Origin of the sequence: Nonomuraea sp. SBT364 (assembly GCF_001083785.1) — a bacterium.
GTDB lineage: Bacteria > Actinomycetota > Actinomycetes > Streptosporangiales > Streptosporangiaceae > Nonomuraea.
Map to the genome: position 1 here is coordinate 77,305 of NZ_LAVL01000016.1, position 21,914 is coordinate 99,218.

The 21,914-nt window shown below is 72.0% G+C and carries 23 protein-coding genes; 10 read left to right on the forward strand and 13 right to left on the reverse strand.

What is annotated here, in order from left to right; translation table 11 throughout:
- The first annotated feature begins 28 nt into the window (after positions 1–28).
- Entirely contained in the window at positions 29–895 is an 867-nt protein-coding gene (locus tag ADY59_RS10935) for an alpha/beta fold hydrolase (protein WP_049560935.1), read from the forward strand.
- A gap of 38 nt (positions 896–933) precedes the next feature.
- Here ADY59_RS10935 and ADY59_RS10940 read toward each other — a convergent pair whose 3' ends face one another.
- The 5 genes from ADY59_RS10940 to ADY59_RS10960 all read right to left on the reverse strand — a co-directional run bounded on the left by ADY59_RS10940 (position 934) and on the right by ADY59_RS10960 (position 5,636).
- A complete protein-coding gene (locus tag ADY59_RS10940; RefSeq protein ID WP_049560937.1) occupies positions 934–1,947 on the reverse strand; it encodes a zinc-dependent alcohol dehydrogenase in 1,014 nt (337 codons plus the stop codon).
- Positions 1,947–2,798 carry a fumarylacetoacetate hydrolase family protein gene (locus ADY59_RS10945; RefSeq protein WP_442937697.1) on the reverse strand — a complete coding sequence of 284 codons (852 nt, stop codon included), beginning with the start codon at positions 2,796–2,798 and terminating at the stop codon, positions 1,947–1,949. The genes ADY59_RS10940 and ADY59_RS10945 overlap by 1 nt, the downstream gene beginning before the upstream one ends.
- Positions 2,798–3,715 (reverse strand): SMP-30/gluconolactonase/LRE family protein, encoded by a 918-nt coding sequence (locus tag ADY59_RS10950; RefSeq protein ID WP_082310018.1) that lies wholly within the window; start codon positions 3,713–3,715, stop codon positions 2,798–2,800. The genes ADY59_RS10945 and ADY59_RS10950 overlap by 1 nt, the downstream gene beginning before the upstream one ends.
- A gap of 72 nt (positions 3,716–3,787) precedes the next feature.
- Positions 3,788–5,038 (reverse strand): threonine ammonia-lyase IlvA, encoded by a 1,251-nt coding sequence (gene ilvA / locus ADY59_RS10955; RefSeq protein WP_049560943.1) that lies wholly within the window; start codon positions 5,036–5,038, stop codon positions 3,788–3,790.
- A 169-nt stretch (positions 5,039–5,207) separates the two neighbouring features.
- The gene (locus ADY59_RS10960) at positions 5,208–5,636 is read right to left on the reverse strand and encodes a MarR family winged helix-turn-helix transcriptional regulator (protein WP_197093544.1); all 429 of its coding nucleotides are present in this window, start codon (positions 5,634–5,636) and stop codon (positions 5,208–5,210) included.
- A 259-nt stretch (positions 5,637–5,895) separates the two neighbouring features.
- Between ADY59_RS10960 and ADY59_RS10965 the strand changes: the two genes are divergently transcribed.
- Positions 5,896–6,312, forward strand: coding sequence for a RidA family protein (locus ADY59_RS10965; RefSeq protein ID WP_049560946.1), 417 nt, complete (start codon positions 5,896–5,898; stop codon positions 6,310–6,312).
- Between the two features lie 206 nt (positions 6,313–6,518).
- Here the strand turns inward: ADY59_RS10965 and rraA are convergent, their stop codons facing one another.
- The 3 genes from rraA to ADY59_RS51230 form a co-directional block, all read right to left on the reverse strand.
- The gene (gene rraA, locus ADY59_RS10970; RefSeq protein WP_049560948.1) at positions 6,519–7,001 is read right to left on the reverse strand and encodes a ribonuclease E activity regulator RraA; all 483 of its coding nucleotides are present in this window, start codon (positions 6,999–7,001) and stop codon (positions 6,519–6,521) included.
- A 110-nt stretch (positions 7,002–7,111) separates the two neighbouring features.
- A complete protein-coding gene (kynU, locus tag ADY59_RS51225) occupies positions 7,112–8,314 on the reverse strand; it encodes a kynureninase (RefSeq protein WP_049560951.1) in 1,203 nt (400 codons plus the stop codon).
- Positions 8,315–8,323: 9 nt separating this feature from the next.
- Entirely contained in the window at positions 8,324–9,190 is an 867-nt protein-coding gene (locus ADY59_RS51230) for a tryptophan 2,3-dioxygenase (protein WP_049560953.1), read from the reverse strand.
- Between the two features lie 145 nt (positions 9,191–9,335).
- Between ADY59_RS51230 and ADY59_RS10985 the strand changes: the two genes are divergently transcribed.
- The gene (locus ADY59_RS10985) at positions 9,336–9,782 is read left to right on the forward strand and encodes an Lrp/AsnC family transcriptional regulator (protein WP_049560956.1); all 447 of its coding nucleotides are present in this window, start codon (positions 9,336–9,338) and stop codon (positions 9,780–9,782) included.
- A gap of 21 nt (positions 9,783–9,803) precedes the next feature.
- Here ADY59_RS10985 and ADY59_RS10990 read toward each other — a convergent pair whose 3' ends face one another.
- Positions 9,804–10,760, reverse strand: coding sequence for an ornithine cyclodeaminase family protein (locus tag ADY59_RS10990; RefSeq protein ID WP_197093545.1), 957 nt, complete (start codon positions 10,758–10,760; stop codon positions 9,804–9,806).
- Entirely contained in the window at positions 10,753–11,517 is a 765-nt protein-coding gene (locus tag ADY59_RS10995) for an IclR family transcriptional regulator (RefSeq protein ID WP_063780624.1), read from the reverse strand. Before ADY59_RS10995 ends, ADY59_RS10990 begins: the two co-directional genes overlap by 8 nt.
- 137 nt (positions 11,518–11,654) lie before the next feature.
- Here ADY59_RS10995 and ADY59_RS11000 point away from each other — a divergent pair, with 137 nt between their 5' ends.
- The 6 genes from ADY59_RS11000 (at position 11,655) to ADY59_RS11025 (ending at position 19,996) form a co-directional block, all read left to right on the forward strand.
- Entirely contained in the window at positions 11,655–12,989 is a 1,335-nt protein-coding gene (locus ADY59_RS11000; protein WP_049560964.1) for an amidohydrolase family protein, read from the forward strand.
- Positions 12,986–14,059 carry a dipeptidase gene (locus ADY59_RS11005; protein WP_049560966.1) on the forward strand — a complete coding sequence of 358 codons (1,074 nt, stop codon included), beginning with the start codon at positions 12,986–12,988 and terminating at the stop codon, positions 14,057–14,059. Before ADY59_RS11000 ends, ADY59_RS11005 begins: the two co-directional genes overlap by 4 nt.
- Before the next feature lie 145 nt (positions 14,060–14,204).
- Positions 14,205–16,103: an ABC transporter substrate-binding protein gene (locus ADY59_RS11010; protein WP_049560968.1), complete on the forward strand. Its 1,899-nt coding sequence runs from the start codon at positions 14,205–14,207 to the stop codon at positions 16,101–16,103.
- 13 nt (positions 16,104–16,116) lie between these two features.
- Positions 16,117–17,064: an ABC transporter permease gene (locus tag ADY59_RS11015; RefSeq protein WP_049560971.1), complete on the forward strand. Its 948-nt coding sequence runs from the start codon at positions 16,117–16,119 to the stop codon at positions 17,062–17,064.
- Positions 17,061–17,936: an ABC transporter permease gene (locus ADY59_RS11020; protein ID WP_049560972.1), complete on the forward strand. Its 876-nt coding sequence runs from the start codon at positions 17,061–17,063 to the stop codon at positions 17,934–17,936. The genes ADY59_RS11015 and ADY59_RS11020 overlap by 4 nt, the downstream gene beginning before the upstream one ends.
- A 29-nt stretch (positions 17,937–17,965) precedes the next feature.
- Positions 17,966–19,996, forward strand: a complete 2,031-nt coding sequence (locus ADY59_RS11025) for an ABC transporter ATP-binding protein (RefSeq protein ID WP_197093546.1) — start codon at positions 17,966–17,968, stop codon at positions 19,994–19,996.
- A gap of 6 nt (positions 19,997–20,002) precedes the next feature.
- Here the strand turns inward: ADY59_RS11025 and ADY59_RS49800 are convergent, their stop codons facing one another.
- The 3 genes from ADY59_RS49800 to ADY59_RS11040 all read right to left on the reverse strand — a co-directional run bounded on the left by ADY59_RS49800 (position 20,003) and on the right by ADY59_RS11040 (position 21,495).
- Positions 20,003–20,401, reverse strand: a complete 399-nt coding sequence (locus ADY59_RS49800) for a hypothetical protein (RefSeq protein ID WP_063780625.1) — start codon at positions 20,399–20,401, stop codon at positions 20,003–20,005.
- Positions 20,398–20,778, reverse strand: coding sequence for an SgcJ/EcaC family oxidoreductase (locus ADY59_RS11035; RefSeq protein ID WP_049560977.1), 381 nt, complete (start codon positions 20,776–20,778; stop codon positions 20,398–20,400). Before ADY59_RS11035 ends, ADY59_RS49800 begins: the two co-directional genes overlap by 4 nt.
- A gap of 114 nt (positions 20,779–20,892) precedes the next feature.
- The gene (locus ADY59_RS11040; RefSeq protein ID WP_049560979.1) at positions 20,893–21,495 is read right to left on the reverse strand and encodes a PadR family transcriptional regulator; all 603 of its coding nucleotides are present in this window, start codon (positions 21,493–21,495) and stop codon (positions 20,893–20,895) included.
- Between the two features lie 83 nt (positions 21,496–21,578).
- Between ADY59_RS11040 and ADY59_RS11045 the strand changes: the two genes are divergently transcribed.
- On the forward strand, positions 21,579–21,914 hold a 336-nt coding region (locus ADY59_RS11045), incomplete at its 3' end, for an NAD(P)-dependent oxidoreductase (RefSeq protein WP_049560982.1).

Consider the following 21,914-nt stretch of genomic DNA (forward strand, 5'->3'; position numbering starts at 1 on the left):
ACTTCACCGCGGAGCGAAGGAGCGTCCCATGCCGACGATCGAGCTTCCCAGCGGCCCCCTCGACTACCGTGCGGCCGGGCCGGCCGACTCCGCCCTGGCGCCGGTGGTGTTCGTGCACGCCTTCCTCGTCAACGGCGCCGTCTGGTCCGGCGTCGCCGAGTTGCTCGCCGCGCGGGGCATCCGGTCGTACGCGCCGGACTGGCCGCTGGGCGCGCACCGCAGACCGATGCGTCCCGATGCCGACCAGTCACCGCGCGGCGTCGCCGGGCAGATCCGCGCCTTCCTCGAAGCGCTCGGCCTCGACGACGTCACCCTCGTCGGCAACGACACCGGCGGGGCGCTCGCCCAGTACGTCATCGACACCGGCCCGAGCCGGGTCGGGCGCGTCCTGCTCACCAACTGCGACGCGTTCGACACCTTCCCGCCCTTCCCGTTCAACGTCGTCTTCCGGCTGCTCGCCGGTCAGCGGCGGATGAAGGTCAACCTGCTCCCGATGCGCGTGCGCGGATTCCGGCACTCGCCGCTGGGCTTCGGGCTACTGGCCCGCAAGCTGGACGCCGCCCAGACCCGGTCGTGGATCGAGCCCGCCCTCACCGACGCGCGGATCCGGCAGGACGCCGTCCGCTTCCTGCGCGCCGTCGACCCGCGCGACCTGCTCGACGTCTCGACCAGGCTGGGCGACTTCCGCAAGCCCGTCCGCATCGTCTGGGGCACGGCCGATCGCGCGTTCCCCGTCGCCCTCGGCCGGCGCCTCGGGCAGGCGTTCCACGACGCCGAGTTCGTCGAGGTGCCGGACGCCAGGACCTTCGTCCACCTCGACGCGCCGCAAGTGCTCGCCGAGCAGATCGCCGAATTCACCGCGAACCGCGCGCGGGAGCACGGCACCGGCGGGTGATCCCCTGTCGGGGACGATCGCCGGACGCCGGGTCCGGTTCAGCGGCGCGGGTCGATGTGGATTTTCGGGCCGGGCCCGGCGCCTGCGGGACGGCGGCCGGCGAGGACGCCGGCGGTCTCGGCGAGACCGATCGTGGCGGCGACGAGCGGGCGGGCGTCCACCGAGCCGTCGGCGTAGGCGGCGATGGCTCCCTCCAGCCCGGCCGAACCGCCCAGCACGCCGACGGCGGTGACGTCCTTGAGCACCAGGTCGCGCGTGTCGACCGTGGACGGGGCGCCTGCCAGCCCGATGTAGACGACGCGCCGGGCGGGTTCGACGAGGCGCACGGCGAGGGCGGGCAGCTCGGCCGCGTTGGAGGCGTCGACGACGGCGTCCCAGGGCAGCGGCGGCAGCGAGCGCCGGGTCCAGACGTCGTCGAAGCCGAGCTGAAGGGCCGGCGGCAGGGCCTCCTGGTCGCGGCCCATCAGGTGCACGTCGATGCCCCGGGCGCGCGCGAACAGCGCCACGAGCAGGCCGATCGTGCCCGTGCCCAGGACGAGCAGCCGCTCGCCCGGCTCCAGCGCGGCGGCGCGCACGGCCCGCAGCGCGTTGCCGCCGGGTTCGGCGAGCGCGCCGAGCGCGGGATCCACGGTGTCCGGCAGGAGGTGCACGGCCGTGGCGGGCACCGCGAGCTGCTCGGCCAGCGCCCCCGCGCGGCCCCGGCTGATGCCGATCTCGGCCGAGTCGGCGCAGACGTGATGGCGGCCGCCTCGGCAGCGGTCGCAGCGTCCGCAGCCGAGCATGGTGTCGCCGGTGACGCGCCGGCCGAGCCGGTCGTCGTCCACGCCCGCGCCGACCGAGGTGACGCGCCCGCACCACTCGTGGCCGGGCCGTAACGGGTACCGGGAGCGGCCGGTGCGCAGATAGCTCATCTCGCCGCTGAACAGCTCCATGTCCGTGCCGCACACGCCGGCCCGTTCGACGGCCACCACCACCTCGCCGGGTGCCGCGACGGGCGGCTCGACCTCCTGGACCTCGGCCTTGCCGGGGCCGGTGAGCACCAGTGCGCGCACTACCGGGGGCCGATGACGTGCTGGCGCTGGGTGCCGAGGCCGTCGATGCCGAGCTCCACGACGTCGCCGGGCTGGAGCCAGATCTGCGGGTCGTGGCCCATGCCGACGCCGGGCGGGGTGCCGGTGTTGATGAGGTCGCCGGGTTCCAGCACCATGAACTGGCTGAGGTGGTGGACGATCACGTACGGGTTGAAGATCATGGTCTTGGTGGTGCCGGTCTGGCGGCGCACGCCGTTGACGTCGAGCCACATGCCCAGGCTGGTGACGTCGGGGATCTCGTCGGTGGTCGCCAGCCAGGGGCCGGCCGGGTTGAAGGTCTCGGCGGACTTCCCTTTGCTCCATTGGCCGCCGCGTTCCATCTGGAAGGCGCGTTCGCTGACGTCGTTGACCAGGACGTATCCGGCGATCGCGGCCTTCGCCTCTTCCACGGAGTCCAGGTAGGAGGTGCGGCGGCCGATCACGATGCCCAGTTCCACCTCCCAGTCGGTCTTGGTCGAGCCGCGCGGGATGCGTACGTCGTCGTGGGGGCCGACGAGGGTGTTGGGCGATTTGGTGAACAGGATCGGCTCGTCGGGGACGGGGTGGCCGGTCTCGGCGGCGTGGTCGCTGTAGTTGAGGCCGATGCACAGGATCTGGTGCGGGCGGGCGAACGGCGCGCCGATCCGCTCCCCGGCGAACTCCCGCACGTCGCCCCGGGCGACCCGGTCGGCGAGCAGGGCTGCGAGCAGGGCGGGGCCGCCGGCGGCGAAGAACTTCTCGTCGAAGTCGGGGGTGATGTCGGAGACGTCGGCGTAGTGGGTGTCGTCGACGCGGACGACCGGCTTCTCGGCGCCGGGCGCGCCGATACGCATCAGATGCACGGCAGATTCTCCGTAGACCAGTAAGGGGCAGGCAGCCCGCGCACGCCGACCTCGGCGGTGAACAGCCGGCCGTCGCGAGGGCCGGGGCCGGTCAGGTGGCGGGTGGAGGTGGTGATGACGAGGACGTCGAGGTCGGGGCCGGCGAAGGCGGCGCTGGTGGTGTGCGGGGCGCCGGTCTCGACGGTGGCCAGCAGGTCGCCGGCGGGGGTGCGGCACTCGACGCGGCCGCGGCCCCAGTTGGCGATCCACAGGTTGCCGTCGGCGTCGGCGCACATGCCGTCGGGCTTGCCGTCGGTGATCGTGAACGCCTTCCGCCTGGGGCCCGTCTCGCCGGTGGCCGGGTCGTAGTCGCGTACCCAGATCGTGCCGGGGACGGTGTCCACGCTGTAGAGCCGGTCATCGATCCAGGCCAGGCCGTTGGACAGGACGAGGTCGGTGTCGAGGTAGGTCACCCCGCCCGCGTCGAGGCGGGCCAGCACCTCCAGCCCGTGGCGGTCGTCCTGAGCCAGGCTGCCGACGAGGAACCGGCCCGCCGGGTCGACCGCACCGTCGTTCAGCCTGCTGGGCGCGCCCTCGGGCAGCACCCGGGCCAGTTCGGTGCGGCGGTCGTCCACGTCGATCCTGGTGAGGGTCTCCTTCTCCGCGACGATCAGCGTGCCGTCGGCGGCGACGGCGACCGCGCCCACGGTGGAGCCGAAGGCGTGCCGGCGCGTGGCGGTGACCCCGCCGTGGTCGAGGGTGCCCTCGTGCACGGCCCCGGCGACGATGTCCACCCAGAGCAGCCGCGCGCGAGCGGCGTCCCAGAGCGGGCCTTCCCCCAGGGCGTACACGTCGGGCGACGCCGGGACGGCGGTGAATCTTGCGAGGGGGCCGTGCCGCCCTGCCGCGACCTGGAGTTCGTCCGCCACATGGTGAATAGTCACAGATTTCCCCAGCTGTGTCAGCAGACGGCAACCGGAGTGGCCCGGGAGCTGCCGTGGTCAGAGGAGGAACGTGAACAGCGGCGACCCCGGCGGGATGCGTTCGACCGTGAGCGGGCCGGCCTTCATCCGGACCAGCAGGCTGTCGAGGTCGCCGGGCCGCTCCAGCTCGATGCCGACGAGCGCCGGGCCGGTCTCGCGGTTGTTCTTCTTGACGTACTCGAAGGCGATGATGTCCTCGCCCTCGCCCAGGACCTCGTCCAGGAAGTGGCGCAGGGCGCCGGGCCGCTGCGGGAAGGTCACCAGGAAGTAGTGCCTCAGCCCGATGTGCACGAGGGAGCGTTCGAGCACCTCGTTGTAGCGGCTGACGTCGTTGTTGCCGCCCGACACCACGCACACCACGGGCCCGTCCGGGGCGTACGGCAGGAGCTCGCGGGCGGCCGCGCCGGCGAGAGCCCCGGCGGGCTCGGCGATGATGCCGTCGGACTGGTAGAGATCCAGCATCTCGGTGCACACCGCGCCCTCGTCGACCGCGACGATCTCGTCGACCAGCTCCCTGACCAGGGGGAACGTGGAGTCTCCCACTCTCCCGACGGCGGCGCCGTCCACGAAGGTGTCCAGCTCGGGCAGCGCGAGAGGCCCGCCGTGGGCCAGGGCGGCGCGCATGCTGGCCGCTCCGGCGGGTTCGGCGCCCACGATGCGGGTGGCGGGCGAGTGCTCGCGCAGCCAGACGGCGATGCCGCTGATCAGGCCGCCTCCGCCGACCGGGACGACCACGGTGCCCGGCGCCTCCTCGCACTGCGCCAGGATCTCCAGGCCGACCGTGCCCTGCCCGGCCATCGTCCGCACGTCGTCGAACGGATGCACGTAGACGGCGCCGCCGTGCTCGCTGTCGGCGTGCGCGGCGCCGCTGGCCTCGTCGTAGGTGCCGCCGCCGACCACGACCTCCACCCGGTCGCCGCCGAGCGCCGCGATGCGCTCACGCTTCTGCCTCGGCGTGGTGGACGGGACGTACACACGACCGCTGATCCCCAGGCGCGCGCAGGCGAACGCGACGCCCTGCCCGTGGTTGCCCGCGCTCGCGCACACCACGCCGCGCCGCCGCTCCGCCTCCGTGAGCGAGGCGATCAGGTTGTACGCGCCGCGCACCTTGTAGGAGCGGCAGACCTGCGCGTCTTCGCGCTTGAGCAGCACCTGGCCACCGAGCAGGCCGGACAGCCGCTCGTTCGGCTCCAGCGCGGTGCGGTTGGTCACCGGACGCAACCGTTCGGCCGCCTGGCTGATCATCGAGGCGGTGAGGCGGTCGCTCATGCACACTCCCGGCACAGCGGATCAAGGGACGGTGGCGGGGCGTCTCGTGGCGGCGGCCTGACGGACGATCACCCGCGACGGCGCTCGTCGCCAGGTGAGCACACCGGCCACAACGATCCCACCAGGCCATGCTATGTCCACCGGCCCGGTGTCCGGCCCGGTCCCGGCCTCACCCGGGCTGCCGGGCGAGCCGGTGGAGTGCGTGGAGGGCGCGCAGGAAGCCGCGCCGGTCGGCCTCGGGCAGGTGCGCCAGCAGACGCTCCTCGCCGGCCTGGATCTCGGCCCGGACCGAGCGGCGTATCTCGCGGCCCGCGCCGGTGATCGCGAGGATGCGCGCGCGGCGGTCGCGCGGGTCGGGTTCGCGGGTGATGAGACCGGCTGCCTGCAGGGTGTCGAGGGTGCCGATGATGCGGGTCTTGTCAGCGCCGATCGCGTCGGCGAGCGCCGCCTGGGTGCGTACCGAACCGTCGTCCAGCGCGCCGAGCACGGCGTAGCCCCACATGGACACCCCGTGCGCCGCCAGCACGGGGCGTTCGGCGGCGACGAGCGACCGCAGGAGCGGATGCAGCATCTCGGCCAGGTCGCGGCGGCTCGTCACGGGTCCAAGATATTCAGTTGACAGACGATAGGCACGTGCAGATCATAGCCGAATGCTTACGAACGGGGTCGATCTGGTGGCGGGGTACCGGGCTTCGGCCGGGCACGTCCTGGCGGCCCTCGCGCCCGCGCTCACGTGGTCCGGCGGCACGGAGTCGGATGAGCGGCACGGAGTCGGATGAGATCGTCGCGATCCCGGGGCGCTCACCGAGCCGGCCCCGATGAATTCGGCATGATGAACCTTCTGGATGGAGCAAGACATGAGCAAGAGTGTCAGATTGATCCGCAACCACCAGCTCACGCAGCAGGTGGAGTACGCCTACGCCGCGGTCGCCGACGCGCCGGTGCGCTCGATCTGGGTGGCAGGCGCCTGTCCCCTCGACCTCAACGGCGACACCGTCGCGATCGGCGACTACGCCGGCCAGGCGCATCAGGTGATGCGCAACCTCGTGACCGCGCTGGAAGGGGCGGGCGCGGCGCTGACCGATGTCGTCAAGACCACCGTCTACGTGGCCTCCTCCCGGCAGAGCGACCTCGTCGCGGCGTGGCAGGTGTACCGGGAGTACATGGGTGAGCACGACGTGCCCAGCACCTTGCTCGGCGTGACCGTGCTCGGCTACAGCGACCAGCTCGTCGAGGTCGAAGCCGTCGCCGTGCTCGCGGGCGAGCCCGGCTGAGCCCGGCTGAGCCCGTCCCCTGCTCGCGGGCCGGGAGGGGCCTCAGGTCTCCCCGGTGCCGCGTGCCTCCATGGGCGCGAGGGGGCTGAGGTGGTCGCGGCAGGACCGGACCCGGCCGTCGCGGACCCGGAACTCGTCGAACCCGACCGGCGCCCGGGCGGCGGAGTGGTGGCGGCGGATCGCGGCGCGTCCTTCGGGCCGCGCCGTCAGGCCGTGCGCTGTGCCCGGGTCACGAGGATGCCGTCGTCGTCGGAGAAGAGCTCGGCGCCGGGGGAGAAGACGGCGTTGCCGAAGGTGACCGGCACATCGCGCTCCCCGGCGCCCTGCTTGCGGCTCTTGCGGGGGTTGGAGCCGAGCGCCTTGATGCCCAGGTCCAGCTCGCCCAGCGCCACGACGTCCCGGACCGCGCCGTTGATGACCACCCCGGCCCAGCCGTTCGTCACGGCCATCCCGGCGATGACGTCGCCCATGACCGCGCAGCGTAGCGAGGCGCCGCCGTCCACGACCAGGACGCGGCCCTCGCCGGGCTCGGCCAGGACCGACTTGAGCAGGACGTTGTCCTCGTGGCAGCGCACGGTCACGATCCGCCCGGAGAAGGCGCGGCGGCCGCCGTACTGGCGCAGCTGCAGGTCGCAGGAGTCGAACTGCTCGCCGCGCTCGTCGTACAGGTCGGCGGTGACGATGGTCATGGTGGAACCTTCCTACGGATCGGCAGGAGGCCGCCGGGCGGCCACGCCGGGACTGATCGCGATCACGTACAGTACGCCGTCCGCGTGAGGCCGGCATGACGGCCTGCCCGTCACAGCTCCTTCCTGATGGCCTCGGCGGCGCGCCAGCAGTCGTGATACGTCGAGTAGAGCGGTGCCGGGGCCAGCCGCAGGATGTCGGGGTTGCGGGAGTCGGCGATCACCCCGTGCGCCTGGCTCAGCCTTCTCGACAGGCCGCCGGCGTCGGGCACGCGCAGCGACAACTGGCAGCCGCGGCGCTCCGGCTCGGCCGGGGTGACCACTGTGCACTCGTCGAGCAGGCTCTCCAGGTAGGCGGTCAGGCGGATGCTGCGGGCGCGCAGCTCCGTCATGCCGATCGTGTCGAAGAGTGCGAGCGAGGTGCGGATCGCGCTCATGGCGTAGACGGGCGGGGTGGAGAGCTGCCAGGCTCCGGCGTTCGGGGGCGGGCTGGAGACGGGATCCATGCGGAAGCGCGTGCCGGGATCGGTGCCCCACCAGCCCTCGAAACGCTGGATCGCCGGGTCGCCGAGGTGACGCTGGTGGACGAAGGCGCCGGCGAGGGCGCCGGGGCCGGAGTTCAGGTACTTGTAGGAGCACCAGGCCGCGAAGTCGGGCCCCCACTCGTGCAGCCGCAGGGGGACGTTCCCGGCGGCGTGGGCCAAATCCCAGCCGACCGTCGCGCCCGCGGCGTGCGCGGCCCGGGTGATCGCGGGGATGTCCAGCAGCTCGCCGGTGAGGTAGTTGACGCCGCCGAGCAGCACCAGCGCGACCCTGTCGCCTTCGGCGGCGAGGTGGCCGAGGGGGTCGGCCGTCCTGACCACGGTGGTGTCGGGGTCGAGGCCGTGGAAGCGCGCCTGGCTGCGGACCGCGTAGCTGTCGGAGGGGAACGCGGACTCCTCGACGAGGATGCGGACGCGCTCGCCGCGCGGCCGGTAGAAGGAGACCATCAGCAGGTGCAGGTTGACGGTCAGCGTGTTCATCACGACCGTCTCCTCGGGCAGCGCGCCGACCAGCCGCGCGGCGGGCTCGACGAGGAGCTCGGGGTAGCGGGCCCAGGGGCGCTCTCCCGACAGGTGGCCCTCCACGCCGAGCCCGGCCCACGCGTCGAGGTCGCCCAGCAGGCCGTCGCGGACGGCTCGGGGCTGCAGCCCGAGCGAGTTGCCGGCGAAGTAGGCGCACTCCCGATGGGCCCCGCCCGGGGCGGGCGGGATCAGGAACAGGTCCCGGTGGCCGGGATCGTCGGCGTCCCGCCGCCGCGCGTCATCTTCAGTCATGATTTGTCCTTACATGTGGGTACGGGCCGACCAGAGCTCCGGGAAGACCACTCGCGTCATGCTGCGTTCGAGCCAGGCCAGCCCGTTGGAGCCGCCGCTGCCCGGCTTGGCCCCCATCGACCTGCGCACCGCGGCCACGTGCTGGTAGCGCCAGTCGCCGAACCGCTCGGCGACCTCGGTCAGCGCGTCACCGAGCCATCTGAGCTGGTTGCCGGGCGAGTCGTCCCGGTAGACCGCCACCCAGGCACGCTCGACCGCGTCGTGCGGCTCGTACTCGGCGCCGTGATCGCGGCCGAGCACGTCGTCCGGCAGGTCGTGGCCGTGCCGGGCGAGCAGCGCGACGGTGTCGTCCCAGACGCTCGGCTCGCCGAACGCGCGGCGCAGGGCGTCACCGCCGGGGCTGCGCCTGAACGGCCGCAGCAGCGCCTCGCTCTTCAGCCCGAGCCTGAACTCCACCAGCCGGTACATGCCGGACTGCAGCCCCGAAGCCTCGCCGAGCAGGTCGCGGAACCGGTTGAAGTCCGACGGCGTCATCCAGCTCAGCCCCCGCCAGCTGCCGTTCAGCCCTTCCAGGTGCAGGGCGGTACGGCGCAGCGCCTGGGTCGCGTCCGGCACCCGATCGGCGCGCAGCGACTCCTGGGCGCCTCCCAGCTCGTAGGCGATGAGCTTGAAGTACAGCTCCATCACCTGCGTGATCACCAGGAACGACATCTCGCCAGGGGCGTCGCTGATGGGCCGCTGCAGGTCGAGGAGGGCGCCGGTGCCGACATAGGTGTCGTACGGGGTCTCCTGCTCGAAGTCGAGGGTCGGCAGCCCGCCCCCGGCCCTGGCCCGCTCGGCCCGTTCACCGGCTGAGATCGGACGTACGCGTGGCATGCGGCATTCCTTTCGCTTGTGTCGGCCTCTCATGATGCCGAGGCGATACGGTGTGATGGAATGCCGATGAAGTGGCCTTTCTCTCGATTGGCCTTACATTCGGTACGGATATCCGCCCAACCGCTTTGCGAACGAAAGAGCCGCGATGGATGCCATGGATTGGGAGCTGCTGCGCGAGCTCCAGGACAACGCGAGGCTCTCCTTCAACGAGCTGTCGCGCCGGGTCCACCTGTCGCCGCCGGCCGTGGCCGAGCGGATCCGCCGCCTGGAGGAGACCGGCGTGATCACCGGCTACCACGCCACGGTTGACCCGGGGCGGGTCGGCTGGGGGGTGGCCGCCTTCGTGCAGCTGACCTGCTACGGGCCGACCTGCGTGCTGCGCGACCCCGAGGTGGCGGCCTGGCCGGAGATCCGCGAGATCCACCGGGTCACCGGCGACGTGTGCAGCATCCTCAAGATCGCTGTGCCGTCGATGGCCGCGTTCGAGTCCCTGATCGACCGGCTGGCCGTCTACGGCAAGCCGTCGAGCACCATGATCTTCTCCAGCCCGCTGGCGAACCGGCCGGTCGTCGCGGTGCCGCCCGCCGAATGACGGGGCGGGCGGCGTACGCGATCACAGGTCGACGCTGAACCCCAGCCCGCGCTCGCGGGCCACCCGGTAGGCCACCGAGGCCGCCGCGACGTCGAGCGCGGCATGCCCGGTGGACTTGAAGACCGTCAGCTCCCCGGCCGACCGGCGGCCCGGATGCGCGCCGTCGAGGACGGCGCCGATCAGCTCCGCCCGCGCCGGGTCGGTGCCCTGCAGCTCCCAGGCGCCGGCCGGGGGCGGCTCGGTCACGGCGCCCGGCCACTCCACGAACAGCGACGACGCCCCGAGCGTGTCCCCGTCGAACTCGGGCCCCTCGGAGCCGCCGACCGAGCTGAGGTGCACGCCGTCGGCGAGCCAGGACCGGCGCAGCACCGGCTCCCTGCTGGAGGTGCAGCAGAAGACCACGTCCGCGTTCCGGGTGGCGGCCTCGATGCTGGTCGCGGAGGCCGAGGGCAACGGGGCGGCGATGCGCTCGGCGTGCTGCCGATCGCGGGCGCCGACCAGCAGCTCGGCCGACTCCATCGCCGCGACGAGCGCGATCTGGGCGCGGGCCTGGGTCCCGGTGCCGATCACGGCGATGCGGGCGGCGTCCGGTCGCGCCAGGGCCCGCATGGCCACGGTCGCGGTGGCCGCGGTGCGCACCGCGGTGATCGTCTCGGCGTCCATGACCGCCAGCGGCCGGCCGGTCTCGTCGTCGAAGTAGGCGACGATGCCGCGATGGGCGCCGTGGCCCCCCGCCGTGACGGCGGAGAAGACCGACACGAGCTTGGCGGCGAGCCCGAGCCGGGGCACGTAGCCCGGCATCGCGCCGAGCAGCCCGTGCGCCGAGCGGGCCGCGACGCGCGGCGGCGCGGAGGCCTCCCCCCGGCTGATGGCGACGAGCGCCGTGCGCACCGCGGCGAGGAGCGCGTCGGACGGTAATGCCGCCCTGGTCTGGTCGCGGTCCAGGACGAGAACCCCCCTCACCGCGGTGTCAGTCAAGGTCGGCTCCGGCGGCCGTGCCGTCGAGGGCGCGCCGCAGCTCGTCCGTGGCGGTGGTGAGGTGGTCCTTCAGCTTGGCCAGCGTGGCGTCGTCGAACTCGCTGTCGAGGCCGACGATCGTGATCGCGCAGATCGGGCGCCCGTTGCCGGTGAGCACGGCGCGGCTCAGCGACGCGATCACCTCCTCGTTGCGCCCGCGCTCCAGGGCGAAGCCGGTGCGCCGGGCCGCCTCGATCTCCTCCAGCAGCTCGGCCTTGGCCGCCGCCGGATGGCCCTGCTGCTCGGCGGCGCGCAGGTAGGGGACCCGGGCGGTCTCGTCGAGCGCGGACACCAGCGCCATGGGGCCGGCGAACTTGTGGATCGGCAGCAGCTCGCCCAGCAGGTCGGTGATCATCGCCAGCCGCGGTGGCCGCACGACGTCGATCACCCGCCCGCCTTCGGGCTCGAGAACCTGCAGGTTCACCATCATCTCCGTCTGGTCGGACAGTGTCTGGAGCACGGGCCGGCTCAGGACGACGATCGAGCTGGCGGCCGCCGCCTGGGAGAACTGCAGCGCCACGGGGCCGGGCAGGTAGTGATCCTGGCTCCGCATGATCCAGCCGCGGCGGACCAGGTCGACGAGGATGCGGTAGGCGGTGGCGCGGTGCATCCCCGCCTGGTTCGCCAGCTCGCTGAGGCGGAGCGGGCGATCGGCCCGGACGACGGTCTCGATGAGGTCCAGGGCTTTGTCCACGGCAGAGCTGGCCGGTCTGGGCAAGGTCCCTCCACGGTCGCTGAGCTCATTTTTCCATGCTTGACGCAGCATAACAGACGTTGCTACTGTTGCAACAGTTGTTACGGTGTATGTAACAACGAAAATCCTCCCAGAGCCCGGAACGGAGACCGAAGATCGCCATGAGCGACGAAGAGCAGCGTCCGGTCGCGGGCAACGACCCGGCCCCCACGCCCTGTGCGCCCGCCACGCCGGGGCAGGTGACGATCTACCGCGACGTGTCGCTGATCGACGGCACCGGTGCTCCGGTGCGGCGCGGCATGGCGGTGGTGACCGACGGGCCGGCGATCGAGGCCGTCGTCCCGGACGCCGAGCTGAGCCGTTCTGACCTGGCCCGGGGCGAGACCGTCGACGTGGCGGGCGCGTTCCTGCTGCCGGGCCTGATCGACACGCATCAGCACCTGTCCACCCCGCCCAACCGCGAGCAGGCGGAGAGGCTGATGCGCCGGCAGCTCTACGGCGGCGTCACCGCGATCCGCGAGATGGCCGGTGACCTGCGGCAGATGGCGGACCTCGGGCGCGCCGCGCTGCTCGGCGAGATCGCCGGCCCCGACATCTGCTCGGCCGCGCTGATGGCCGGTCCGGGCTTCTTCGACGACCCGCGCACCTGGCAGGTGTCACAGGGAGCCACGCCCGGCGCCGTGCCCTGGATGCAGGCGATCGACGACGGCACCGACCTCCCGCTGGCCGTCGCCCTGGCCCGCGGCACCGGAGCCGCCGCGATCAAGGTCTACGCCGACCTCGACGCCGGCCTCGTCGCCCGCATCACCGCCGAGGCGCACCGGCAGGGGATGCAGGTGTGGGCACACGCCGCGGTGTTCCCCGCCATGCCCGCCGACGTCGTGGCGGCCGGCGTCGACGTGGTGTCCCACGCCCACATGCTCGCCCACCACTTCGGCGGCGTCCGGCCCCCGTCCTACCGTGATCAGCGCGCCCACCTGGCGGACGCCTGCCGGCGCTTCCTGGACGCGCCGGCGGAGGCCGTCGACGCGCTGGTAGGCGAGATGCGGCGGCGCGGCACCGTTCTCGACGCCACCACCAGCGTCGTGGACCGCATCCCGCTCAGCCCGCCCGGCGCGGCCGGTCTGGTGCGCGACATGGTGAAGCGGCTCATCGACCACGCGCGCCGCGCCGGTGTCACGATCTGCGCCGGCACCGACTACGAGACGCCGCCCGGCGACCCGTACCCCTCGCTGCACGACGAGCTCCACCACCTGGTGCACGTGATGGGCCTGCCGCCCCGGGAGGCCGTCCGCGCGGCGACGCTCGGCGGCGCGGCCGCCATGGGCCTCCAGGACGCGACGGGCAGCGTGCATGCCGGCAAGCTGGCCAACTTCGTGATCGTGACGGACGACCCGTACGAGGACATCGGCCACCTCCGCCGCGTCGTCACGACCGTCAAACGCGGCCGTCGCCACGAGCGGGCCGACTACAACAGGGAAGGGGCGCCGGCATGAGCGTCGACATCTCCGGCTACCTGGTCGTCAACGCGCTCGGCGTGCTGGACAACCCGAACGCCGCCGCGTCGGCCGACGCGGCCGGCGCCCTCGTCCAGACCAGCGACCAGCTGACCATCGACGAGCGCACGCTGGCCGACGCGCACGCCTCCGGCGTGACCGCGATCAACGTGACCCTCGGCTACACGATGGGTGACTTCCCGCCGTACGAGCACACCCTGCGCGAGCTCGACACCTGGGACGCGATCATCCGCGACCACGACGACCTGATGCGGGTCGACACGGCCGAGGACCTGGCCGAGGCCAAGCGGCAGGGCAGGATCGGCATCATCTACGGCTTCCAGAACGCGGCCGCGGTCGACGACCGGCCCGGCCGGATCGCGACCTTCGCCGGCCGGGGCGTCCGCGTCATCCAGCTCACCTACAACCAGGCCAACCAGCTCGGCGACGGCTCGATGGCGCCCGGCAACCGGGGCCTGACGCCGCTGGGCAGGCAGGTCGTGGAGGCGCTCAACGAGCACCGCGTCATGGTCGACCTGTCGCACAGCGGGGAGCGGACCTGCCTGGAGGCGGCCCGGGTGTCCGAGCAGCCCGTCTCGATCAACCACACCGGCTGCCGGGCGCTGGTCGACCTGCCGCGCAACAAGACCGACGAGGAGTTGCGGCTGGTCGCCTCGCGGGGCGGGTTCGTCGGCATCTACTTCATGCCGTTCCTCAACGCCACCGGCCACGCCGCCGCCGCCGACGTGGTGGAGCACATCGCGCACGCGGTCAACGTGTGCGGCGAGGACCACGTCGGCATCGGCACCGACGGGACGATCACCGCCATCGACGACCTGGACGCCTACCGCGACCGGCTCGCCGACCAGGTGGCGCGGCGTCAGGCGGCCGGCGCCGCGGCGGCGGGGGAGCGGAGCGACACCTACCCGTTCGTCGTCGACCTGCGCGGCGTCGAGCAGTTCCGGGAGCTGGCGCGCTTGCTGGACGAGCGCGGCTACTCCTCGACCAGGATCGAGAAGATCCTCGGCCTGAACTTCAAAACCTACGCGAAAGAGATCTGGGGCTCGTGAGGGGCCTACGCGACGGAGGTCTGGGGCTCGTGAGCGCCGCCGGCACGCGGGGTGCGGAGTTCTCCCCCCAAGAGGCAAGAGGAGCAGGCTACGTGAACGTAGACCGACATGACATCGACCGGCAGCGCACCCCGGAGGGGCGCTCATGAGCGGCGCCCGCACCCGGCGCGCCCTCGCCGCGGCGGCGCTGGCCACCCTCCTGCCGCTCGCCGCGTGCAGCGGCGGCAGCGGCGGCGACGGCGGCACCCGGACGGGCGGCACCAAGACGGCGGGCACGGCCGGGGCGCAGACCTTCGGCGAGCTGCCCGCCCAGTCGGGCACGCCCAAGGACGGCGGCACCGTCGACATCGCGCAGCAGCCGGGCGCCGGACCCTACTACATGCTGCCGATCGTGCCCGGCGCGTTCAACTCCGCCTACGTGACGTACCAGTTCCAGCGGCTCATGTACCGGCCCCTCTACTGGTTCCCCGAAGGCGCGAGCCCGAAGGTCAACCCGGCGCTCAGCCTGGCCGAGCCGCCCGAGTTCGCCGACGGCAACAAGACGGTGACCATCAGGCTGAAGCCGGGCTACACCTGGTCCGACGGCTCGCCGGTGGAGGCCGGCGACGTGGTCTTCTTCATCAACCTGCTGAAGGCGGCGCTGAAGAAGAACGCGTCGAACTGGGGCGGCTACACGCCCGGCCAGTTCCCCGACAACGTCACCAGCGCGACCGCGACCTCCGCGAGCACCGTGACGCTGAAGCTGAAGGACGCCTACAACCCCGAGTGGTTCACCGCCGACGAGCTGACCTACGTCGTCCCGCTGCCGGCCAAGAAGTGGGCGCGCGCGTCGGCCGACGGGCCGATCCTCGACCACGGCTCGCCGAAGAACGCCGAAGCGATCTACACCTACCTCGACAAGGCGTCGCGCGATCCCGCGTCCTTCGCCACCGACCCGCTGTGGCAGACGGTGAACGGCCCCTACCGGCTGAGCGGCTTCGACGTGACCACGAACTTCTACTCGATGGCCGCGAACGAGGCGTACACGGGCCCGCAGAAGCCGCGCATCAAGACGCTGAACTTCCGGCCCTTCACCTCAGAGACCGCCAAGTTCAACCAGCTCGTGAGCGGCAACCTGACGATGGCCACGGTCGACCAGACCCACGTCAGCCAGGTGCGGCAGCTCAAGGCCGCCGGCTACCACGTCTACGGCGCGCCCCGGCTGGGCTTCAACTTCATCATGCTCAACTTCAAGGACACGACCGACAACGTCGACAAGATCCTCGGCCAGCTCTACGTCCGGCAGGCGTTGCAGCACCTGATCGACCAGCCCGGTTACATCGCCAGCAAGGGCATGTACAACGGCGCGGCCGCCGAGAGTTACGGCACCGCGCCGGCGAGCTCGCCGTACGCGCCGGGTTCCGGGGCCACCGCGCCCTACCCGTACGACCCGGCGGCCGCCCGCAAGCTGCTGGAGGAGCACGGCTGGAAGGTGGTGCCGGGCGGCGCCACCACCTGCGAGCGCCCCGGCACCGGACCGGCGGAGTGCGGTGCGGGAATCCCGCAGGGGCAGACGATCAAACTCAACCTCTTCTACCGCAGCGAGCCGCAGCTGCACAGCGCGGTGAGTACCGCGTTCGCCTCGGAGGCCCGCAAGCTCGGCATCGCGATCTCGGTCGCGCCGAAGACCTTCAGCTTCCTGATCCAGAACTACAACGTCCCGGCGGCCCCGTCGAAAGCCGGCGAATGGGCCATGTCGACCTGGGGCGGCTTCAGCACCACGCCCTACCCGACGATGACCGGGACGTTCGACTCCAAGGGCTCGGGCAACGTGGGCGCCTACAGCGACCCCAAGGCCGACGAGCTGATCCGCGCCTCGGTGCACGGCGACGACCGCGAGGCCGTCCAGGCCGAGATCGAGCACCTGAGCAAGGACCTGCCCGTGCTCTGGCTGCCGACCGCGCACACCATCTGGGCCTGGAAGGACACGCTGTCCGGCCCGCAGGAGGCCTTCGCCAACCTACCGAGCTCCGTCCTGACACCGGAGTACTGGTACCTCAAGTAAGGAAGGGGGCAGCGTGACCCAGTACGTGCTGCGGCGGCTGGTGACATCGGTCATCGTGGTCCTGGGCGTCTCGGTGATCACTTTCATGCTGCTGCACGGCATGTCCGGATCGCCCGGCCGCGCGATCCTCGGCGTTCAGGCGAGCGCCGAGGCGGTGGCCGCCTTCGACAGGGAGCACGGCTACGACCGCTCGCTCATCGCGCAGTATCTCGCCTACCTGGGCCAGCTCCTGCAGGGTGACCTCGGCCATTCCTACAAGCTGAACCAGAGCGTCAACGCGCTGCTCGCCGACAACGCCGGGCGGACCGCGATGCTGGCCGGCGTGTCGCTGGTGCTGGCCGTCTGCGTCGCGGTCCCGCTGGGCGTGTTCCAGGCGGTCAAGCGCAACAGCGTCGGCGACAACGTGCTGACCACGCTGACCTTCGTCGCGTACTCGATGCCCGTGTTCCTCCTGGCGATGCTGCTGATCCAGGTGTTCGCGCTGGGGCTGGGCATCCTGCCGGCCCAGGCGTCGCAGTCGAGCTCCACCTTCGTGATCTTCACCGAGCCCCGGGCCATGCTGCTGCCGGTGCTGACGCTGACCGGCATCACGGTCGCGCTGTACTCCAGGTACCAGCGCTCGGCCGCGCTCGACCAGCTCGCACAGGACTACATCAGGGTGGCGCGGGCGAAAGGCCTGTCGATGCGCATGGTTCTCACCCGTCACCTGCTGCGCAACGCGTGCCTGCCGCTGGTGACGCTGATCGGCATGACGATCCCGCTGCTGCTCGCCGGCAACCTCGTCGTCGAGTCGGTCTTCAACTATCCGGGCCTGGGGCTGCTGTTCTTCAACAGCCTCAACAACCAGGACTATCCGGTGCTGCTCGGCTACACCCTGGTGGCCTCGGTCCTGACCGTGCTGGGCAACCTGCTGGCCGACCTGGTGGTGGCGGTCAGCGACCCGAGGACGCAGCGCGCATGACGGACACGGCACCACCTCAGCAGGTCACCAGCGGATGGCGGCTCGCCGTGCGGTCGTTCGCGCAGAACCGGCTCGCCGTCGCCGGCGTCGGCATCATCGTCCTGCTCATCCTCTTCTGCTTCGCCGGCCCCCTCCTGTACGTCACCGAGCAGGTCGCCGTCGACCCGGTCAACAGCCTGCTGCCGCCGGGCGGCGACTACCCGCTCGGCACCGACGCCCAGGGCTTCGACGTGCTCGGCCGCATCATGCGGGGCGGTCAGGCGTCGCTGCAGATAGGGCTGTTCGCGGCGCTGATCGCCACCGCCATCGGCACGCTGTACGGCACGATCGCGGGCCTGATCGGCGGCGTCGTGGACGGGATCATGATGCGGCTGGTCGACACGCTGCTGTCGATCCCCTTCCTGTTCATCGTGCTGATCGCCGCCACCCAGTTCAGCTCCACGGTCCTGTCGCTCAGCCTGATCCTCGGCGCGTTCTCCTGGCTGGGACCGGCCCGGCTGGTCAGGGCCGAGGTGCTCTCGCTGCGTTCGCGGGGGTTCGTCGCCGCCGCGACCGTGATGGGCGCGACGAAGCCGCGGATCATCGTCCGGCACCTGATCCCGAACGCGCTCGGCGTCGTGATCGTGAACATCACCTTCCAGGTCGCCGACGCGATCATCGCGGTGTCGCTGCTCGGCTTCCTCGGGTTCGGGCTCAACTACCCGGACGTCGAATGGGGCACCCAGCTCTCCGACGGGGTGAGCCACCTGTTCGAGGGCGCCTGGTGGCTGATCTACCCGGTCGGCGGGTGCCTGGTCCTGGTGGTCATGGCGTTCAACTTCGTCGGGGACGCGCTGCGCGACTCGATCGACGTACGGCTGAGGCGGCGCTGATGGCCGCCCGCACGGAAGGGGTCCCAGTGGTGCCCGGCGATGTCCTGACGGTCGAGGGCCTGTCGACCAGCATCCGGCTGAGGAAGTCCGCCGTCGACGTGGTCAAGGGCGTCGACCTGAGGCTGCGCCCCGGCGAGACCCTGGGGCTGGTGGGGGAGTCCGGCAGCGGGAAGTCGATGACCGGGCTGTCGATCATGGGCCTGCTGCCGCCCGGCGGCCACATCGCCGCGGGGTCGATCAAGCTTGACGGCCGCGAGCTGGTGGGCCTGCCGGAACGGCAGTACCAGAAGGTCCGGGGCAACGAGATCGCGATGGTCTTCCAGGACCCGATGACCTCGCTCAACCCCACCAAGACCATCGGCGAGCAGGTCGCCGAGCCGATCCGGCTGCACCTCGGCGCGACCCCGAAGCAGGCCCGTGAACGGGCGCTCGACATGCTGGCGCTCGTGGGCATCGCCCGGCCCGCCGAGCGCATGGGCAACTACCCGCACCAGCTCTCCGGCGGGCTGCGGCAGCGGGTCATGATCGCCATGGCGCTGTCCTGCGAGCCGAAGGTGCTGATCGCCGACGAGCCCACGACGGCGCTGGACGTGACCGTGCAGGCCCAGGTGCTGCGGCTGCTCCACGATCTCAAGGACCGGCTGGGCATGGCCATGCTGCTGATCACCCACGACATGGGGGTGATCGCGCGCTGGGCCGACCGGGTCAGCGTCATGTACGCCGGCGGCATGGTCGAGAGCGCGACCACCGACCGGCTGTTCGCGGGCATGCGGCACCCGTACACGCAGGCGTTGCTGGCCTGCACGCCCCGGCTGACGCAGCGGCGCGAGAGCGCCCTCTTCTCCATCCCCGGCTCGCCGCCCGACCTGGAGCACCCGCCCGCCGGGTGCCGTTTCGCCGCCCGCTGCGCGCACGCCACCGACCGGTGCGAGCGGGAGGCCCCGGCGCTCACCGAGCCGGCGCCGGGACACACGCTGGCCTGCTGGCATCCGGTCGAAGGGCCGCTCGAACCGGCCGCCCGGCCGGTGGAGGCCGCGCCGAAGGCGGCCGACGACCAGGCGGGGCCGGTGCTGGTCGCCGACGGGCTCGTCAAGGAGTACGGCACCGGCCGCCTGTCGTTGCGCCGCTCGGCGCGCGCCGTCAACGCGGTGTCCGGGGTGTCGTTCGCGGTGCGGCCGGGGCAGACCTTCGGGCTGGTCGGCGAGAGCGGCTGCGGCAAGAGCACGCTGGCCAGGATGATCGTCGCACTGGAGAAGCCCACCTCGGGCAGCGTCACCGCGCTCGGCGGCGCACTCGGCGAGCTGCGCGGACGCGACCTGCGACGGCACCGGCGCAACCTGCAGATGATGTTCCAGGACTCGCTCGACGCCCTCGACCCTCGGATGCGCGTCGGCGCCATCCTGCGCGAGCCGTTCGAGGCCCAGGGCATCGGCACGGCCGCGGAGCAGCTGGCGGCGATCCGCGAGCTGCTCGACGAGGTCGGGCTGCCGCACAGCGCGCTGGAGCGCTACCCGCACGAGTTCTCCGGCGGGCAGCGCCAGCGCATCGCGCTCGCGCGGGCGCTGGCGCTCAATCCGCGGGTGATCGTGGCCGACGAGCCGGTGAGCGCGCTGGACGTCTCAGTCCGCTCCCAGGTGCTCAACCTGATGAAGCGGCTCCAGGCCACCCACGATCTCACCTACGTCGTGATTTCTCATGACCTGACCGTCGTGCGGTACATCGCGGACATCGTGGGGGTGATGTACCTCGGCAAACTCGTCGAGGTCGGCTCCGCCGACGACGTCTACCTCCGCGCCGTCCACCCGTACACCGCCGGGCTCATCGCCGCCATCCCCGAGCCGGACCCCGGCGCGGCGGAGCCCGCCGGCGGGCTGGACATCGGCTCCGAGCTGCCCAGCCCGCTCGACCCGCCGTCGGGCTGCCGGTTCCGCACCCGGTGCCCGCGTGCCCAGGCGCGCTGCGCCGAGGAGGAGCCGGTCCTGCTCGGCTTCGGCCCCGGGCACTCGGCGGCCTGCCACTTCCCGCTCAGGGAGCCGCAGCCCGCCGTGCCGGCGGGCTGACGGCCCTCAGACCGGGCGGGTGGGACACCCGAGGCGTCGTCCCGTCCGGCTGAGGGTCTCCATGAAGGCCGCACGCGTACGGCCGGCGAAGCCGACGAACATGCGGTTGGCGAGCGGCACGCCCCAGCGCGCCCGCCGCGCCACGTTGAAGACGCGATGCACGAGCAGCGCGCCCTCCGGATGCGGTTCGACGCTCCACTCGCCCCGGTACCACCAGCCGCCCTGGAAGGCGACGGTACGACCCCGGACCTCCACGGTGCTGGTGTGACCGGGCGCGTCCTGGACGGTGAAGCGGCCGGAGCGCCTGCCGTCGGGCAGCAGTTCGTCGGCCACGGCGGCCCAGACGCGGGCGATCGGCGCCTCGACGACCCCGCACGCCTCGGCGATCAGCTTCTTCCTCGTCATGCCGTCACCCTGGTGTTCTGGAAGGAGGCGAAACGCCAGCCTTCGGGGGTGCGGACGGCGGTGAAGCTGACGATCGAGTCGCGCTGCCGGCCGTCGACGGCGGTGCCGCCCCGGAAGACCACCAGCGCGGCGCCGTCGGCCAGTGGCCTGACCCGGACGTCGCCGCCGGGGGCGGCCATGGTGGAACCCTTCAGCGGCCCCTCGAACAGCCAGCGGTGGGAGGATTCGACGGCCTCCCGCCCCCGGAGGTGCGCGCCGTTGAAGGTGACGTAGTCGGCGTCCTCGGTGAAGACGGCGGCGTAGGCGGTGGCGTCGCCGGCGTTCCACGCGTCGGCGAGCCGGGTGAGCAGGGTGACGATCTCCGCGTCGGCGGACATGGCGCAACTCCTCGTGGTCGCGGCGCCTATCCTGAGGTTGCGACTCCAGGCAGGGCAGGCGCCTTGCGGGATGTCCGGCTGTCAGGGTGTTGGCGCACCCTGGCAGCCGCTTTCTCATGACGGGTCGAGCACGTTCTCCAGCCGGTCGCGGTTGGAGGTGCCCGACCAGTCGAGTTCGCCCGACTCCAGGCGGGCGATGAGCCTCCTGATCCAGGCCAGCTCGGTCTCGGTGAGGGCCCGCTCGTAGTCGAGTTCGAGCGCCAGGACGTCGGGCAGGCCGCTCTCGCGCAGGGCTTTCAGGTGCCCGTTGAGCCCGGTGACGTGGCCTTCGAGCGCCGCCGCCCTGGTGCGCAGCGACTGCAGCGCGTCGGGCACCGTGAGCACGCCGATCAGCGAGACGGCCGCGGTGAAGACGCGGCGCTCGCCGCCCGGGGTCTCCAGGAGCGCGCGGAGCCTGGTGGCCAGCTCGTGGCGGCCCTCGTCGGTGATCTCGTAGACCGTGCGCTCGGGCCGGCGGCCTTCGCGGCTGGTCTCGACGGGGACGATCAGCTCCTCGCCGGCCAGCTTGTCGACCGCGTGGTAGAGGCTTCTGGGCAGCCCCGTCACGTAGTCCTTGTGCGTGTCGACGATGAATCGGTGCAGCTCGTACGGGTGGCCCGGACGTATCGACAGCATGGCCAGCACGGTGAGGCCGACCAGGTCGGGACGTCGTGCCATGACTCTCCTTTCTTAGTGCAGTTTGCACTATAGCTCAGGAGTATCGCTATAGTGCAAACTGCCATATAGAAGGAGGCAATACGATGAAGATCATGGTCATCGGCTCGACCGGCCGGACCGGCAGGCACGTCCTGACGCAGGGCGTCGAGCGCGGTCACGAGATCACCGCCTTCGCCCGCCGGCCCGAGCTGCTCGCCGGCCGCGCCGACCTGGCCGACCTGGCCGACGTGCACCGGGGCGACGCGCACGACCCCGAGGCCGTCCGCCGGGCCGTACAGGGACAGGACGCCGTCATCGCCGCGGTCGGCGGCAGCCGGATCGCCGCCACCCTCATCACCGCCATGCGCGAGCACGGCGTGCGGCGGGTGGTGATGACGAGCAGCCGCTCGGTGCCCGCGCGCCCCCGCCGCCACGCCTTC

Bases quoted from the DNA above. Each gene is read 5' to 3' on its own strand.
- ADY59_RS49800 (WP_063780625.1), bottom strand. From the start codon at position 20,401: ATGACGAGGAAGAAGCTGATCGCCGAGGCGTGCGGGGTCGTCGAGGCG.
- ADY59_RS11020 (WP_049560972.1), top strand. From the start codon at position 17,061: ATGACGGACACGGCACCACCTCAGCAGGTCACCAGCGGATGGCGGCTC.
- ADY59_RS11035 (WP_049560977.1), bottom strand. From the start codon at position 20,778: ATGTCCGCCGACGCGGAGATCGTCACCCTGCTCACCCGGCTCGCCGAC.
- ADY59_RS10945 (WP_442937697.1), bottom strand. From the start codon at position 2,798: ATGCGTATCGGCGCGCCCGGCGCCGAGAAGCCGGTCGTCCGCGTCGAC.
- kynU (WP_049560951.1), bottom strand. From the start codon at position 8,314: ATGACTGAAGATGACGCGCGGCGGCGGGACGCCGACGATCCCGGCCAC.
- ADY59_RS11040 (WP_049560979.1), bottom strand. From the start codon at position 21,495: ATGGCACGACGTCCCGACCTGGTCGGCCTCACCGTGCTGGCCATGCTG.
- ADY59_RS10935 (WP_049560935.1), top strand. From the start codon at position 29: ATGCCGACGATCGAGCTTCCCAGCGGCCCCCTCGACTACCGTGCGGCC.
- ADY59_RS10965 (WP_049560946.1), top strand. From the start codon at position 5,896: ATGAGCAAGAGTGTCAGATTGATCCGCAACCACCAGCTCACGCAGCAG.
- ADY59_RS11000 (WP_049560964.1), top strand. From the start codon at position 11,655: ATGAGCGACGAAGAGCAGCGTCCGGTCGCGGGCAACGACCCGGCCCCC.
- ilvA (WP_049560943.1), bottom strand. From the start codon at position 5,038: ATGAGCGACCGCCTCACCGCCTCGATGATCAGCCAGGCGGCCGAACGG.
- ADY59_RS10985 (WP_049560956.1), top strand. From the start codon at position 9,336: ATGGATGCCATGGATTGGGAGCTGCTGCGCGAGCTCCAGGACAACGCG.
- ADY59_RS11010 (WP_049560968.1), top strand. From the start codon at position 14,205: ATGAGCGGCGCCCGCACCCGGCGCGCCCTCGCCGCGGCGGCGCTGGCC.
- rraA (WP_049560948.1), bottom strand. From the start codon at position 7,001: ATGACCATCGTCACCGCCGACCTGTACGACGAGCGCGGCGAGCAGTTC.
- ADY59_RS11005 (WP_049560966.1), top strand. From the start codon at position 12,986: ATGAGCGTCGACATCTCCGGCTACCTGGTCGTCAACGCGCTCGGCGTG.
- ADY59_RS51230 (WP_049560953.1), bottom strand. From the start codon at position 9,190: ATGCCACGCGTACGTCCGATCTCAGCCGGTGAACGGGCCGAGCGGGCC.